The following is a 13845-nucleotide window of genomic DNA, read 5'->3' on the forward strand; positions in this document are numbered from 1 at the left end:
AAGGAATTCTTCTCCACGCAGTGCAACGTTATGCAACTGCGACAGGAGGTTGCAGCGCTGCGTAAAAGGAATGCTCGTCTGGAATCGCAAAATGAAAGCATGCGACAAGGTATGCGTCGCTGCCTGACGTGCGAGTACCGACTCGACGTCAAGTCACGCCAGGGGAACGCACCTGTGCTGGACAAAGGCGGTGCAGGACACAAACAGGCCTGACGAATTCTTAAACTGACTATTACTACCACGAGGTAAACCATGTCCGTCATCTTAGTTACCGGCGCCAGCACTGGCATCGGGCAGGAAACCGCCCTGCACTTCTCCCGTCAGGGCCACGACGTATATGCCTCGGTGCGCAATCCGGACACGGCGACCGAACTGAAAGAAAAAATCGTCGAGGAAAAACTGTCCGCAAAAATCGTACGCCTGGATCTGGTAAAGCCCGACACGATTAAAGAGGCTGTTGCTACTATCGTCAAGGACAGTGGCCAGCTCGATGTGCTGATTGCCAACGCCGGAATCGGTGCAGGCTCTTCTGTTGAAGAGACAGCACTGGACACGGTGCGGGAAATTTTTGAGACCAACTACTTCGGTAACGTAAGCCTGCTGCAGGCAGTCACTCCGATCATGCGCCAGCAGCAATCAGGACACATTATCATGGTGGGTTCGCTGGCCGGTCGCTATGCGGCAGGCTGCCACGCCCACTACTCTGCCTCCAAGTGGGCCATGGAAGGGCTTTGCGAGTCACTTGCCCAGGAAATGGCAGAGTTCAATGCACGGGTCACTATTATCGAGCCCGGCTGCGTGGTGACCCCTATGTGGACCAAAGTAGAGGCCTCTGATACACCGCCACTCTACCCTGAGAACGTCAAACGCCTGGTGAGGTTCTTCGAATTTGGACTGGGTCGGCCCGCTATGCCCAGTGACGTGGCGGATGCCATTGAGAACGCAATCACCGACGACAAAGCGCCCTTCCGTATTCCGGTGGGCAAGGACGCAGTGGAGGTAACATCTGGCAGGACGAAGGCGGGCGATGAGGCATGGGTTAGCATGCTCTGCCGGGACAACTACGACAACTTCGCCGATGGTTGGAAAGATATCGTCGGTGTCGAGTATTACCGGGACTGACAGCAGTCTGCGGACAGCGGCCTAGAGCTTTGCCAGTACCTTGCATTGAGAAGTCGGCGTCTTGAGCGCTTCAAACGCCTGTGGCAGCTCTTCCAGTGAAATAATGTCGGTAATCATCGGCGCCACGTCGATACGCTGGTTCGCCAACATCGCTACCGAAGTTTCAAAGTCGTCCAGCGTGTAGGCTATGGCGAACTGAATATTCAGCTCTTTTACCAGTCCAAAGAAAGGCATGATTGCATCCGGCTGTTCGCAGACACCCACGGGGATAATCTTGCTGCCGTAGGGCGCAATCTCGATACACTGCTGCAAAAGGCCTGGCGCTCCCACACACTCGAAAATCACATCGGGCGGCCCGCCAGCCACGTCAATGAACTGCTCGAGCAAGTCTTCCGCCCCCTTTTTGATATCGGGCTTGATCACCCCTGTTGCCCCCATCTTGCGAGCTAATTCAACACGGACCTCTGCAAGCTCACTGACAATAATGTCCCGCGCGCCAAAGAAGTGGCACCACTGAGCAACTGTCAGGCCAATAGGACCCGCGCCAATGATCAAAATACGACTCCCCGCCTTCACATCGGCAATACGCACCGCGTGAATGCCTACTGCAAGAGGTTCCACCAGCGCCGCAGTCTGCAGATCCAAACTATCGGGCAGCCGCACGCTTTCACGGCTACCTGTCGTCACATACTCCGCAAAGCCGCCCTGGTCATTCACCCCGGACACTTTCTTTTCCTCGCATTCAAAAAAGCGACCCGCTGCACACGGCAGGCAGGTGCCGCAGGCGATAAACGGCAGTGCACAAATACGATCTCCGACTTCCCAATCGCCCTCGGCCTCCGGGCCTACCTCGGCGATCTCTCCAACATATTCGTGTCCGAGAATCTGGCCACAGCAGGCGGTGGTCAGACCTTCTCGGGTGGCGTGGAGATCTGTGCCACAAACTCCGCAGTAGCTCACTTTTAGCACCAGCTCCGAGGGGTCCGGCGTGGGATCATCGACGATCTCAACGTCAAGGGGTTTGCCTACTTCCTTAAAAACTGCAGCCTTCATCACCTGACCTCGCATTCACGCCCATGACGGGGAAAATTCTAGTGTAATTAGCGCCGACGCACTGTGTAAAAGGCCTTAAAAAGCGGCCTGGCACAGCGCATCTGTGGTTGCCCACCCTATCGGATAGAAAATAAACAGTCAAATCTGATTGTTTTTTTACAGGCGGTTTGATAACTTGCTTTTCAAGCTGAAACGGCACGGCGGGACGCCTGACTCAGTGGCTTTCGGGGCCTACCCGTCTCTTGGCCGGCGCACACTAATACAGTCACAATGGAGAACAGCATGGATCTCGGATTATCTGGAAAAAAAGCAATCGTCACCGGCTCCACACGCGGCATCGGCCGCGCTATCGCCAACCTGCTCGCGGATGAGGGCGCAGACATCGCCATCTGCTCGCGCAACCAGGAGGAAGTCGACAGTGCCGTTTCCGAGCTTGGCGCCAAAGGTGTCAAAGTGACCGGTGCAGTCGTCGACGTAGCTGACAAAGACGCCTACCAGGCCTGGGTGGCCGCTGCGGCCGGCGAGCTGGGCGGTATCGATATCTTTGTACCGAACGTCAGTGCCGGTGGCGGCAACATGAGCGAAGAAGGTTGGGAAAATGCCTTAAACGTTGACGTCTTTGGCACCACCCGCGGAATCGAGGCGGCTATGCCATTTTTGGAAAAGTCAGATGCTGCGTCTATCGTGATCATCTCCAGCACCGCTGGTGTTGAGACCTTTATGGGCCCTCAACCCTACAATGCTATTAAAGGGGCGCTGGTCATACACGGCAAACAATTGAGCCAGGCTCTCGCAGCCACTGGTATTCGAGTCAACTGTGTGTCCCCCGGCCCGATCTTCATTGAGGGCGGCGCCTGGGAATTCATCAAGGAAAACATGTCCGACCTTTATGAAGGCACGCTGGCCCAAATTCCCCAGGGCCGCTTTGGCACCGCCGAGGAAATTGCTAACGCGGTGGCTTTCCTCGCAAGCCCCGCTGCGAGCCTGATCACCGGAGTGAATCTGGTCGCGGATGGCGGCTTCACAAAGCGGGTACAGCTATAAAATGAGTAAGTCGGACCGCATAGACGTATACCTCGTGGCCGGGGGTAAGTATCACAATATTGACTACGCCCGGTTGGAAATTCTCAAACTGCTCGCGGAGCAATCCCGAATCAAGGTGCAGGTGGGTAGCGATTACAGCGATATCAGCACTATCTGTGATAGTGATTTCCTGATTACCTACACCTGCGATGTCATTCCCTCCGAGTCAGAGACAAAACGCCTGATCGAGTTTGTGGACAGTGGCAAAAAATGGTTTGCCCTGCATGGTACTAACTCGATACTGCGCTTTCTTGAGCCCGCCGAGGATGGCAGTATGCGGGTGGACTGTCCCGAAGAGAATACGCCGTTCATGGAAGTCCTCGGTAGCCAGTTCATGTCCCACCCCCCTATCCAGCCTTACCAGGTGCACGCTACAGAACCGGATCATCCGCTGGTAAAAAACATCCCCACGTTTACCGTGGATGATGAAATGTACCTGTGCAAGATGCACGGGGAGCACCAAACGCTAATGCACTGCGTCTGGGACGGTCCTGTCGAAGGCTTCGTGAGGAACGACTGGCAAAAAGGTACGGACATACAGCCTGTTCTTTACATTCACCCCTACGGTAAGGGTCAGGTGCTGTACTTTACTCTTGGCCACTGCCGCGGAAAGTACGATATGCAGCCACTGGTAGAGGAGTACCCGGTGCCTGAGGAGGGGGCCTGGAAAAGCGACGAGTTCTACGAGGTATTACGTCGCGGAATTGTGTGGGCGATGGAAGCGGCCTGAAAACCAAACTTGAGTTGATATCATGAATCTGAATTTCACCGAGGAAGAACTGGCTTTTCAACAAGACGTTCGCCAGTTTCTGCAGGAAAATCTGCCACAACATATTGTCGACGGTACTGCCAATAACGGCAGCGTGTTCGTTGAGACCGACATCGCACTTGAATGGCAGGCCATTCTGGTAGACAAAGGCTGGGCCGTGCCCCAGTGGCCGACCGAGCATGGCGGCACAGGTTGGTCACCCACTCAGAAGTATATCTTTAGCAGGGAGTGCTACCAAGCCGGCGCACCCATGCTCATTCCTCTCGGATTGTTAATGCTTGCACCGGTTATCATGGCATTTGGCACAGAGGAACAGAAAGCAGAATACCTGCCAAAAATTCTCAGCGGCGAGCACTATTGGTGCCAGGGCTACTCTGAACCGAGCGCAGGTTCCGACCTAGCCAGTCTGAAGCTGAAGGCGGACGCCGATGGCGATGACTATATCGTCAACGGCTCTAAAATTTGGACGACTCATGCGCATCTCGCTGATCATATTTTTTGCCTGGTCAGAACAGATAACAGTGTCAAACCGCAGGCCGGTATCAGCTTCCTGCTAATCGACATGGATACCGACGGGGTTACCGTAGAACCAATCATCACCATGGCTGGCGATCACGAGGTCAATCAGGTCTTCTTCGATAATGTTCGAGTGCCTCAATCAAATCGTATCGGTGAAGAAAATCAAGGCTGGTCCTATGCCAAGTACCTCCTCGAGTTTGAGCGTGGCGGCGGTTTCAGCGCCCACCGTATTCGTCACGAGATTAACGGGTTGCGCGAACTGATGCGTGATGCCAGTAGAAACAATCCACACTTTGACAGTAGCCACGACCTCGAGCGAAGAGTCTCCCGGGTTGAGATCGATTTAAAGGCGCTGGAGATTACTGAATTACGCATCCTGTCCTCGGTCAGCGGTGGCGGTAACCCTGGCCCCGAGTCTTCCATTATGAAGCTGTCTGCAGTCCGTCTTGAACAGGAAGTGAACGAGATGGCGGTCGAAGTGCTGGGCTACACCGGCTTTGAGATGAACCCGATTCCCGAGGGGAATCCGGTGCGTGCGGATTACATCAGCTCGGTCGTCCCGCGGTACCTCAATAACAGGGCCGCGTCGATTTTTGGCGGATCACAGGAAGTACAAAGAAACATTATCGCCAAAATGGTTCTCGGGCTGTAACGTTGCGTGTGTGTAGCGCGCACGTGATAGCAGACACGCCTACCAAGGATATACAGTCACAAGCAGCCATGACACTGCGGGAGAGAGGCAATGCAGCGGCAACACCTGGTTGAAGAAGTAAAGATTCTGCTGGATCTTGTCGCGCGGAACACCACCACGCTGGCCGACAGTGTGATGGAAATCGATGTCAGTGAGTACACGGACCCCGCTTTATTCGAGCGTGAAAAAATTGAACTTTTTCGTAACTATCCGCAGTTTGCAGGTCCCAGCTGCATACTCCCCGAGCCGGGAGATTACTTTGCATTCGACGATACGGGTATTCCTATACTCATAGTCAGGCAAGATGACGCCAGCCTGAAAGCATTTGTAAATATCTGCTCCCACCGCGGTGCTCCTCTCAATGAATGCGATCATGGCAAGGCAAAGAAAGGGCGCATGTTTTCATGTCCCTATCATGGCTGGAGTTACGATCTGGAGGGGAAATTGATTGGCGTACCATTTGGCAACGAGGGGTTTGACTCCATCGATCGCGATACGCTGGGCCTGCGAACACTGGATGTGCAGGAAAAATATGGCATGGTATTTGTGATGCCCAATCCCGATATGACCTTTAATATAGACGAAGTTCTGGGCGGCATTCAGGAGCGCTTGTCAGGCTTTGGCTTCGAAGACCATTACTATCTGGGTGCAAAACAGGTTTTCACTAATTTCAGCTGGAAGCTTAATATGGACACCTTCCACGAGTACTATCACTTCGAATTCTTACACCCCGAATCTATTGCCACCATGGCCTACAGCAATACGGCCCACTACAAGCAATACGAACGCAATCACTCCATGGGCTCACCATCACTGGCCATTAATGAACTCAAGGACATCCCGGAGGATCAGTGGGAGCCAAGGGAATACAGCTCCTACGTTAACTTCCTATTTCCCAACACCGTGATCTTTGTCGTGAACGACCACTTTCAGACCTGGCGCGTCTATCCCATCGCTCCCGACCGCTCTGTGGTTTATCACAGTATGTTTTTGCCAGCAGAGCCTAAAACATCTGAGGAACGGCAAGGCTATGAAGAATACTTCCAGATGATTAATGATGTCGCTGTTGCGGAGGACTACTCACTGGTAGACAAGATCAACCGGGGGCTCCAGGCAGGTATAGAGCGCAAAGTCCTGGTGGGCCGCAATGAGCCGGGGGTACAAAATATGCATCGACAGCTGCACGATGTGTTGTCCTAGCACTATCGAGCGATCCGTCACCATTCAGTGCTGGCTAACATAATACTCAACCCAGTCATGAAAGTGCTGCACGCGTACCTCGTCCTCATTCAGAACGGCACATTCAAAACCCCTTGAATGCATACCTGCCTGCATATCCGCCAGATAGTAGATATCCTGGTCCAGTGTGATCGTCAGTGTGTGTTTCTCCGCAATCACATCCGCCGCTGTAAACACCTCGTGTTGTGGCCTTTCGTCATCGATAGACGCCACCAAGCGGGGATTTAAGGTCAACTTACGTTTCAGGTCACAGCCCTGCTCCCGGGGAATGCTAATAGTCCATTTGTCAAAATAGCAGCGGTCAGGATCGGTAGCATCGGGCCGGGGGCCATAAACCCAAACCTCCTCCGCGGTAATAGTCATAAACGTGTTGGGGAAGATATCGTATTGCCAGACATCGGTTATCTGACTGTCGCTAAATTCCGAATAATCAAACCCCAGCTCCGGACCCAGTTCCCGCTTACGCGCCTGCACTGCCTTTCGAATGTCGGCCACTCGACCCGTAAATTCCGCTGGGTCCATCCCGAGTGACCTCAGCGCCATTACGAGGTGTTCTGGTGTCTCCTCCGGTGTCGGGTAGCGAGAGTTGGTCACAAAACCTTCGACCATGGTCGCGGAATGCCCATAAGGCCAGAGCACGTTTTCGGAGTTACAGCAGTCGACAAAACTTGCGTGCTGAGGGTGTATAAAGTCGACATGGTATTGCTCGAGAAAATTGTCTCTCACGGTTTTCCAGTTTGCATCGAGGTGAACGGTCTGATGCTTCGCAAGAACCATTCTTTCAAAATGGTAAGGCTCAAGATTTTGCATAATAGAACCAAGATAATCCTCAAGCGAAGCCGCGTCAGGATCCATATTGATCCAAATCAGCCCAGCCCACACCGCAAGCTTCACGGGTTTTAGCGAGCGCTGAGATCTGTCAACTTCAGGGCAGAACCGCTGCTCGTCTGGAATCTCCCGTAAGAGTCCGTCAAGGCCGTAGCGCCAGCCGTGGTAGGGGCATACGACGTGCTGTATCGAGCCGCTCTCACTGGTAAAAATCCGGTTGCCGCGGTGCTGACAAACATTATAAAACGCCCGGATATCACCCTGCTCATCTTTTAAAACTACAACTGACTCTCGTCCGAGGGGGTAAACAAAATAATCGCCACTGTCTTCCAGGTCTGAAACAAGGCCCGAAAATAACCAACAGCGGGTCCAGATACCCTCCCATTCAGCCTGTCGCGAAGCCTCCGATATATAGTCTCGCTTATCCAGAGTCGCTCTGGTCACAGTACGCGGTGCCATTCCATCAGAAAAAGCTTCTTCAACTGTAGTCTGTGGCATGAATATACGTCCTATGAATCTGAGACAAGAATAATATCGTCACCTGCCACCCTGATTGGAAAGGTGTCAATCTGTGTCGACGCGGGTCGCGTCAGTGCGCTACCGTCCCTAACATCAAATGCAGCCCCGTGCAGGGGGCACAGTATTTTTTGCCCCTTCAGTTTTCCTTCACAAAGGCGCGCAGCGGCATGACTACACAAATTATCCACCGCGAAAAAACCCTTCTTGGTGTGGCAAATCAATATTTCTCTGCCGTCTACCTCAACACACAGTGTCTTACCGGGATCAATATCACGGACGGAAGCAAGGCGATGAGCCGATTTATTGTCCAATGGCTATTCTCCTGTTTCAGGCATGAATTCATCCAGCGTCAAGTGCACGCGACGAATCCTCGCTTCCTGATAATTACCCAATGTAAGGCCGGTCTTGCGACTGGTCTTGAACCCTTTCTGCTGCAGATCGAGATTACCTGTGTCTTCATCATAGACGGGGGCTAACCAACCCAGCTCTTTAACTTCGGTATAGGACTGCTCTACATCGAGAAAATGAGGTTCGGGTGGCTCTGGATGCGGCTCCCCCTCTGATAACGGCTCGAGTATGAAGAGATCAAAAATACTGCTTTCCACGTCTTCTCCATTGGGGCGAAAACGATACACCATAGGCACATTGATACCTGCGAAAAAAAACATGTTGGGAAACAGGTGATATTCTATAGAGTCCAGCATCAGACATTCGCTGACCTCGGAGAAATCGATGCCGAGACTCTCGCCGAAATAGTCCCGCAGTTTTTGTGCCGCAATCTCCCGGGCGGAACCGCCCTCGGGAACCGCACCATATTCAAGATTAAATACGCTAAGGAATGCCAACTGCTCGTCCTCCGTCAGCGCGGGTCTCCGCCATTTATCTCCGGGATAATCCTGCAGGGATTCCGGGCTGTAATTACCAATATTATGGATAAATCGGCTGACGTACTTGCCGAACACATCGTACTGGGTATTTCCTCCATTGGGGGAATCATGCGTTTCAAAATTATGGTAGGCCTCCATGAACGCCTCCTGAGCCGCCTTCCAGTTCGCAGGTAGCGTCTTCTGCACATGCACCTTGATTCGACGGCGCTCTAGAGGGAAATGTTGGAAGTGCTGGGGCAGGATATCCAGGTAACTTGCCAGAGGCTTCGCGTCCAGATCAAGATTGATAAAAACGAACCCTCCCCAAAGTTGGCAGTTGACGGCCTGCAGGTCATGCGTCTCGTTGCAGACATGGGGAAAATCCCAGCGACCTGGAATATTTCGGATAGAGCCGTCCAGCTCCCAGGACCAGCCGTGGAATGGGCAGGTAAACGCAGCGCCATAGCCACTGCCCTGCCCTCCCAGGATACGCGTACCCCGGTGTGTACAGGAGTTCAGGAAGGCCTGTATGGTATCGGGTTTGGAACGAACCACGATGACCGAGTAGGGACCGATATCATAGGTATAGGTATCCCCCACGTCGGGCAGGTGTTCCTCGCGGCAGGCCCACTGCCAACTGCGGGACCATAATTCGCGCACCTCGCGCTGGCGGTAGGATTCCGAGGTATATCTTTCGAAGGGGATATCGCCATCCCCGAGGAATTCATACTGACTATCCAGTAACGGGTCGGGCGGCGCTATACTATCGGCTGACAGGGTGTCCAGTACGCTAGGGCCGCTGGCCCTGGCCTGCCCCGGAATTGGTTTTTGCTGTTTTGGCATAGCGATGTGACACTCTCTGGATGTATGGACGCGATAGACATGGGTAGCGCGCCGATAATACAATCAGGTCTGCTTGTTTTTTTAAGTATGTACGCCTTCGCACCTGCAATGCAAGTGCGTGGTGTCTTTTTGAACAGAACAGAGACTTATTACATGCCAGGTGAAAACAGTAATATCTCGATAACGCAGCAGACCGCAGACCGCCTCGCCATCGCAGACACGCTCTATCTGCACAGTCGAGGATTGGATCGCCTCGATGCGGTGGCACTTCGCGACGCGTACTGGCCCGAGTCTGAGGTTGACTATGGCAGCTACAAGGGCAATGCCCACGTCTTCGCTGAGTTGGTGATAGGCGCCCTGTCACAACAATACGAGCTGACTCGACACAGCCTGAGCAATACGCTGATAGAGTTGTCAGGCAGCTCAGCTCTCTGCGAAAGCTGCGTTCACGCGGGCCACCTGCTGCCGGGCGCCAAGGAAGAGTTATTGTTTTACGGACGCTACCTCGACAAAATGGAAAAACGCAGTAACCAGTGGAAAATTCTGCATCGGCAAGTCGTGGTCGACTGGATCAAGCGCCACCCGGTTGTCGACGAGCGCAACAGCGAAGCCTTCGATGCTTTGGCCAAAGGGACGCGTCGAGATAGCGACCCGCTATACTCTTTTCTTAGATCAGGAGAAACATAAGCATGGGCGACAAGATTCAAGCGCTGGTTGATAAGCAGGAAATCTACGAGCTCTCCTGCCGGTATATGCGCGGACTGGATCGTTTAGACGAAAATCTACTGCGTGATGTTTTTTTCGATGATGCGTGGTGCGACTACGGCTTTACAGAGGGCACTGCAGGCGAATTTATAAAGTTTGCCCTCAGTGCGCTTCAGGATCATCACGCTAATCAGCACATGATCGGCAATGTACTGATTGAGCTGGAAGGTGACGAGGCCTATGGCGAAATTTATTTTCATGCCTATCATAAGATCAAAGCAGAGACGGGAGCGGGCTTTGAGGAGGTCATTATTGCTGGCCGTTACCTCGACCGTTATGAGAAACGTGACGGGGTCTGGAAATTCGCCTACCGTAGCGAAATAGTCGACTGGAGCAGGACCCAGCCCGCAGTAGACAGCTACTTTGATATGGCGCCTGACTGTTACCGGGGTGGTCGCCAAAACGACCGTGTCTACCAGCGCACTGATCGTCGTCGTAGCTAGGTTATAACATGCAACACGGCAACTATGAGGTCGACCTCAAACAAAAAATCAATTGGCATGTGATCCGCATCATATGGCCCTATCTCATGGAACATCGGGCCAGAGTATATGTGGCTCTCGGCTGCCTGATCCTAGCCAAGCTAGCCAATGTAGTCGGTCCGTTTATACTCAAATATATTGTCGATGCACTGGAAACGGACGGCGGTAAACTTATTGCGGTGCCGATGACGCTGGTTTTCATATACGGCTTCGCCCGGTTCGCTAATGTGTTGCTGGGTGAGCTACGCGACACAGTCTTCGGGCGCGTTACCGAGCGGGCAATGCGAAAGCTCGGGCTCTCCGTATTCGTGCACCTGCACAATCTTGATCTCGAATTTCACCTGAACCGACGCACAGGAGGTCTATCGCGGGACATCGAAAGAGGCACCACAGGAATCAGTTTCCTGATGCGATTTTTCATTTTTAATATCGTGCCTACCTTCATAGAAATTTTTCTGGTCGTGGGAATCCTTTTGTACAACTATGGCTGGGGCTTCGCATTAATCACGCTAATTGCAGTGCTCGGCTATGTCTGGTTTTCTGTAGTCGCTACTGAATGGCGAACTCGATTCGTGCGTGAGGCCAATGAGGCCGATTCTGCAACCAATACACGCGCGGTAGACAGCCTGCTGAATTTTGAGACGGTTAAATACTTCACCAATGAAGAATTCGAAGCTAAACGCTACGATTTCGAACTGGAACGGTGGGAAACTGCCCGGCGCAAGAATCGCCTCTCGCTTTTCTCGCTTAACGGGGGACAGGCCCTTATTATTGCCACTGCGATGACGCTGATGATGTGGCTGGCAGCTCACAAGGTCGCCGGGGGAGCAATGACCATCGGTGACTTTGTGCTAATCAACGCCTTCATGATCCAGTTATTCCTTCCACTCAATTTCCTCGGTTTCGTGTACCGTGAGATAAAGGGCTCAATGGCCAATATTGAGCGCATGTTGGGGCTTTTAGAGGTCAGCACCAGCGTAGTCGACTTGCCTGACGCGAGCGAGCTGCCTCATGAATCAGCCGCTATTGAATTCAAGGATGTCTGTTTCTCTTACGGGCCTGATCGAAACATACTTGAGCGAGTCAATTTCACCATCAATCCTAACGAAAAGGTCGCGATAGTAGGCGCCAGCGGCGCGGGTAAATCCACTCTGGTCAAACTGTTGTTCAGATTTTACGACCTGAATTCGGGCGAAATTACTATCGGCGGAAAAGACATTAGCAAGGTCAGCAAGCAATCTCTGCGCAGCATGATAGGAATCGTACCGCAGGACACAGTGCTATTTAACGATAGTATCCTCGAAAACGTGCGCTATGGCAGGCCGGAGGCGCCTGACGAGGAGGTGTTGAACGCGATACGCCTGGCGCATCTGGATTCGTTCATCGCGCAATTGCCCGACGGTTACAACACTGCCGTAGGTGAAAGAGGGCTGAAACTCTCCGGCGGCGAGAAACAACGTGTCGCTATCGCTAGAACTATCCTGAAACGCTCGCCCGTTCTGGTGTTCGACGAGGCAACATCCTCGCTGGACAGCAAGTCAGAACAAGCCATTCTCCAAGCGCTTAAGGAGGTCGCACGCGGGCACACCAGCATGGTTATCGCCCATCGACTTTCCACGGTTGTAGACGCAGATAAAATTGTGGTTTTGGACCAGGGGCGCGTGATAGAGCAAGGTACCCACAAGCAACTGATTGCTCGAAGCGGCGTGTATGCCATGCTTTGGCTGACCCAACAAAAAGAGGATCAACAAAAAGCCTTGGAGCACTAATCCGAAGGATACGGTGATAAACCATTACTTGACACCGTGAATCTTTAACTCGAGCATCGAGCTGAATCACTCTTCGCCCGCTTATTGTTGATAACATTTTAAAAAATGAAAAAAATTAATATCGTTGCCTGGCACAATGGCGGAGGGCTCAGTCGAGATGTAGATATTCTCGTGAGCGCTCTGTCTCCCGATGAATTTGATATCACGCTCAACGGGCAATCAGTCCGTGAGGCCCCTGTTCTGAACCGCAGAATTTATCACCGCATCAGGAATCGCGGAAAAACTATTTTCCAACGGCACCATAGAGATAATACTCCCTACGACATTAACCTTTTTATTGAAGACATCGTGCCTGGACTGTTTGGGTTTGCGTCTAAAAATTTTTTTCTTCCCAACCCTGAATGGTTCAAGCCGAATCAGCGAAAACACTTAACCGGTATTGATCGTGTCCTGTGTAAAACGCGCAATGCAGTCTCCATATATGAGGCAATGGGCAGCAACTGCGTCTTCATCAGCTTTACATCAGACGACCGACTAGAAAGCGACGTGACACGGCGCCATGACAAGGCGTGCCTGCATCTTGCAGGGCGAAGCTGGCAAAAAGGAACTAGGGCGCTCACAGACTTGTGGCAGCAACATCCAGAATGGCCTACGCTTAGCGTTGTGCAAAACGCCAAAACTTATCATCAATCCAGCGTGACGCCTGTTAAGGCGTCAAATATAGACCACATTTTGGAACATGTGGATGATACAAATCTAAAGCATCTGCAAAACAGCCACCGAATCCACCTCTGCCCCTCCGAGGCCGAGGGTTTCGGTCACTGTATCGCGGAAGCCATGAGTTGTCGTGCGTTAACACTAACAACCAACGCCCCACCCATGAACGAACTCATTGCCCCGGACCGAGGCATATTAGTCGGCTACTCTCGCTCTACACCGCAATGCGCGGGTGAAAGTTTTTTTGTCAATCCTGACGACTTGAAAGATAAGGTGCACAAGATACTCACGATGACTGAGGCTCAAATATCGCACCTCGGCGAATCTGCCAGATCATGGTATGAGTTTAATGATCGAGAGTTTCGCAACGCGCTTGTCGTTGCATTGTGTCAATAGAGTATCTTGATTGGCTATCACGTGCCTGGTGAGCTATGCATTAACGTCGAATAGCGTGCGACCCCACTGGCGGTTCTCACTTCGACATTGACCCAATTGCAGTGCTCACCCACGTTTCTGAGAATTTTCGATTAGCAGTGTAGTTTTCAGGCAAAGTCATAACGGAAACACCAGCTCATAGGAA

Annotated in this window: 14 protein-coding genes; 10 read left to right on the forward strand and 4 right to left on the reverse strand. The window is 52.4% G+C overall.

Annotation, left to right across the window (positions count from 1 at the left end):
* Positions 1 to 30: 30 nt before the first annotated feature.
* Complete coding sequence (locus EYC82_RS05320) at positions 31 to 213, forward strand: hypothetical protein (protein ID WP_279248508.1); 183 nt, start codon at positions 31 to 33, stop codon at positions 211 to 213.
* 39 nt (positions 214 to 252) lie between these two features.
* Positions 253 to 1122: an SDR family oxidoreductase gene (locus tag EYC82_RS05325; protein WP_279248509.1), complete on the forward strand. Its 870-nt coding sequence runs from the start codon at positions 253 to 255 to the stop codon at positions 1120 to 1122.
* A gap of 21 nt (positions 1123 to 1143) precedes the next feature.
* On the opposite strand, the gene EYC82_RS05330 is transcribed toward EYC82_RS05325, so the two are convergent.
* On the reverse strand, positions 1144 to 2175 hold the full coding sequence (locus EYC82_RS05330) for an alcohol dehydrogenase catalytic domain-containing protein (protein ID WP_279248510.1): 1032 nt from the start codon (positions 2173 to 2175) through the stop codon (positions 1144 to 1146).
* Positions 2176 to 2457: 282 nt separating this feature from the next.
* Here EYC82_RS05330 and EYC82_RS05335 point away from each other — a divergent pair, with 282 nt between their 5' ends.
* The 4 genes from EYC82_RS05335 (at position 2458) to EYC82_RS05350 (ending at position 6437) form a co-directional block, all read left to right on the forward strand.
* Positions 2458 to 3219, forward strand: a complete 762-nt coding sequence (locus EYC82_RS05335) for an SDR family NAD(P)-dependent oxidoreductase (RefSeq protein WP_279248511.1) — start codon at positions 2458 to 2460, stop codon at positions 3217 to 3219.
* A 1-nt stretch (position 3220) separates the two neighbouring features.
* Positions 3221 to 3988 carry a ThuA domain-containing protein gene (locus tag EYC82_RS05340; protein ID WP_279248512.1) on the forward strand — a complete coding sequence of 256 codons (768 nt, stop codon included), beginning with the start codon at positions 3221 to 3223 and terminating at the stop codon, positions 3986 to 3988.
* Between the two features lie 22 nt (positions 3989 to 4010).
* A complete protein-coding gene (locus EYC82_RS05345; protein ID WP_279248513.1) occupies positions 4011 to 5198 on the forward strand; it encodes an acyl-CoA dehydrogenase family protein in 1188 nt (395 codons plus the stop codon).
* A gap of 90 nt (positions 5199 to 5288) precedes the next feature.
* Complete coding sequence (locus EYC82_RS05350) at positions 5289 to 6437, forward strand: aromatic ring-hydroxylating oxygenase subunit alpha (protein WP_279248514.1); 1149 nt, start codon at positions 5289 to 5291, stop codon at positions 6435 to 6437.
* Between the two features lie 24 nt (positions 6438 to 6461).
* Here the strand turns inward: EYC82_RS05350 and EYC82_RS05355 are convergent, their stop codons facing one another.
* The 3 genes from EYC82_RS05355 to EYC82_RS05365 are packed head-to-tail and all read right to left on the reverse strand — an operon-like array spanning position 6462 to position 9532.
* Positions 6462 to 7802 carry an aromatic ring-hydroxylating oxygenase subunit alpha gene (locus EYC82_RS05355; RefSeq protein ID WP_279248515.1) on the reverse strand — a complete coding sequence of 447 codons (1341 nt, stop codon included), beginning with the start codon at positions 7800 to 7802 and terminating at the stop codon, positions 6462 to 6464.
* Positions 7803 to 7813: 11 nt separating this feature from the next.
* The gene (locus EYC82_RS05360; RefSeq protein WP_279248516.1) at positions 7814 to 8134 is read right to left on the reverse strand and encodes a Rieske (2Fe-2S) protein; all 321 of its coding nucleotides are present in this window, start codon (positions 8132 to 8134) and stop codon (positions 7814 to 7816) included.
* A gap of 3 nt (positions 8135 to 8137) precedes the next feature.
* Complete coding sequence (locus EYC82_RS05365; RefSeq protein WP_279248517.1) at positions 8138 to 9532, reverse strand: aromatic ring-hydroxylating oxygenase subunit alpha; 1395 nt, start codon at positions 9530 to 9532, stop codon at positions 8138 to 8140.
* 153 nt (positions 9533 to 9685) lie between these two features.
* Here EYC82_RS05365 and EYC82_RS05370 point away from each other — a divergent pair, with 153 nt between their 5' ends.
* The 4 genes from EYC82_RS05370 (at position 9686) to EYC82_RS05385 (ending at position 13661) form a co-directional block, all read left to right on the forward strand.
* Positions 9686 to 10219 carry a nuclear transport factor 2 family protein gene (locus tag EYC82_RS05370; RefSeq protein WP_279248518.1) on the forward strand — a complete coding sequence of 178 codons (534 nt, stop codon included), beginning with the start codon at positions 9686 to 9688 and terminating at the stop codon, positions 10217 to 10219.
* Positions 10220 to 10221: 2 nt separating this feature from the next.
* A complete protein-coding gene (locus EYC82_RS05375) occupies positions 10222 to 10740 on the forward strand; it encodes a nuclear transport factor 2 family protein (RefSeq protein ID WP_279248519.1) in 519 nt (172 codons plus the stop codon).
* An 8-nt stretch (positions 10741 to 10748) separates the two neighbouring features.
* Positions 10749 to 12548 (forward strand): ABCB family ABC transporter ATP-binding protein/permease, encoded by a 1800-nt coding sequence (locus EYC82_RS05380; protein ID WP_279248520.1) that lies wholly within the window; start codon positions 10749 to 10751, stop codon positions 12546 to 12548.
* Positions 12549 to 12653: 105 nt separating this feature from the next.
* Positions 12654 to 13661, forward strand: coding sequence for a glycosyltransferase (locus tag EYC82_RS05385; RefSeq protein ID WP_279248521.1), 1008 nt, complete (start codon positions 12654 to 12656; stop codon positions 13659 to 13661).
* Positions 13662 to 13845: the final 184 nt, after the last annotated feature.

The organism is Candidatus Marimicrobium litorale (genome assembly GCF_026262645.1).
Classification (GTDB): Bacteria; Pseudomonadota; Gammaproteobacteria; order Pseudomonadales; family Halieaceae; genus Marimicrobium; species Marimicrobium litorale.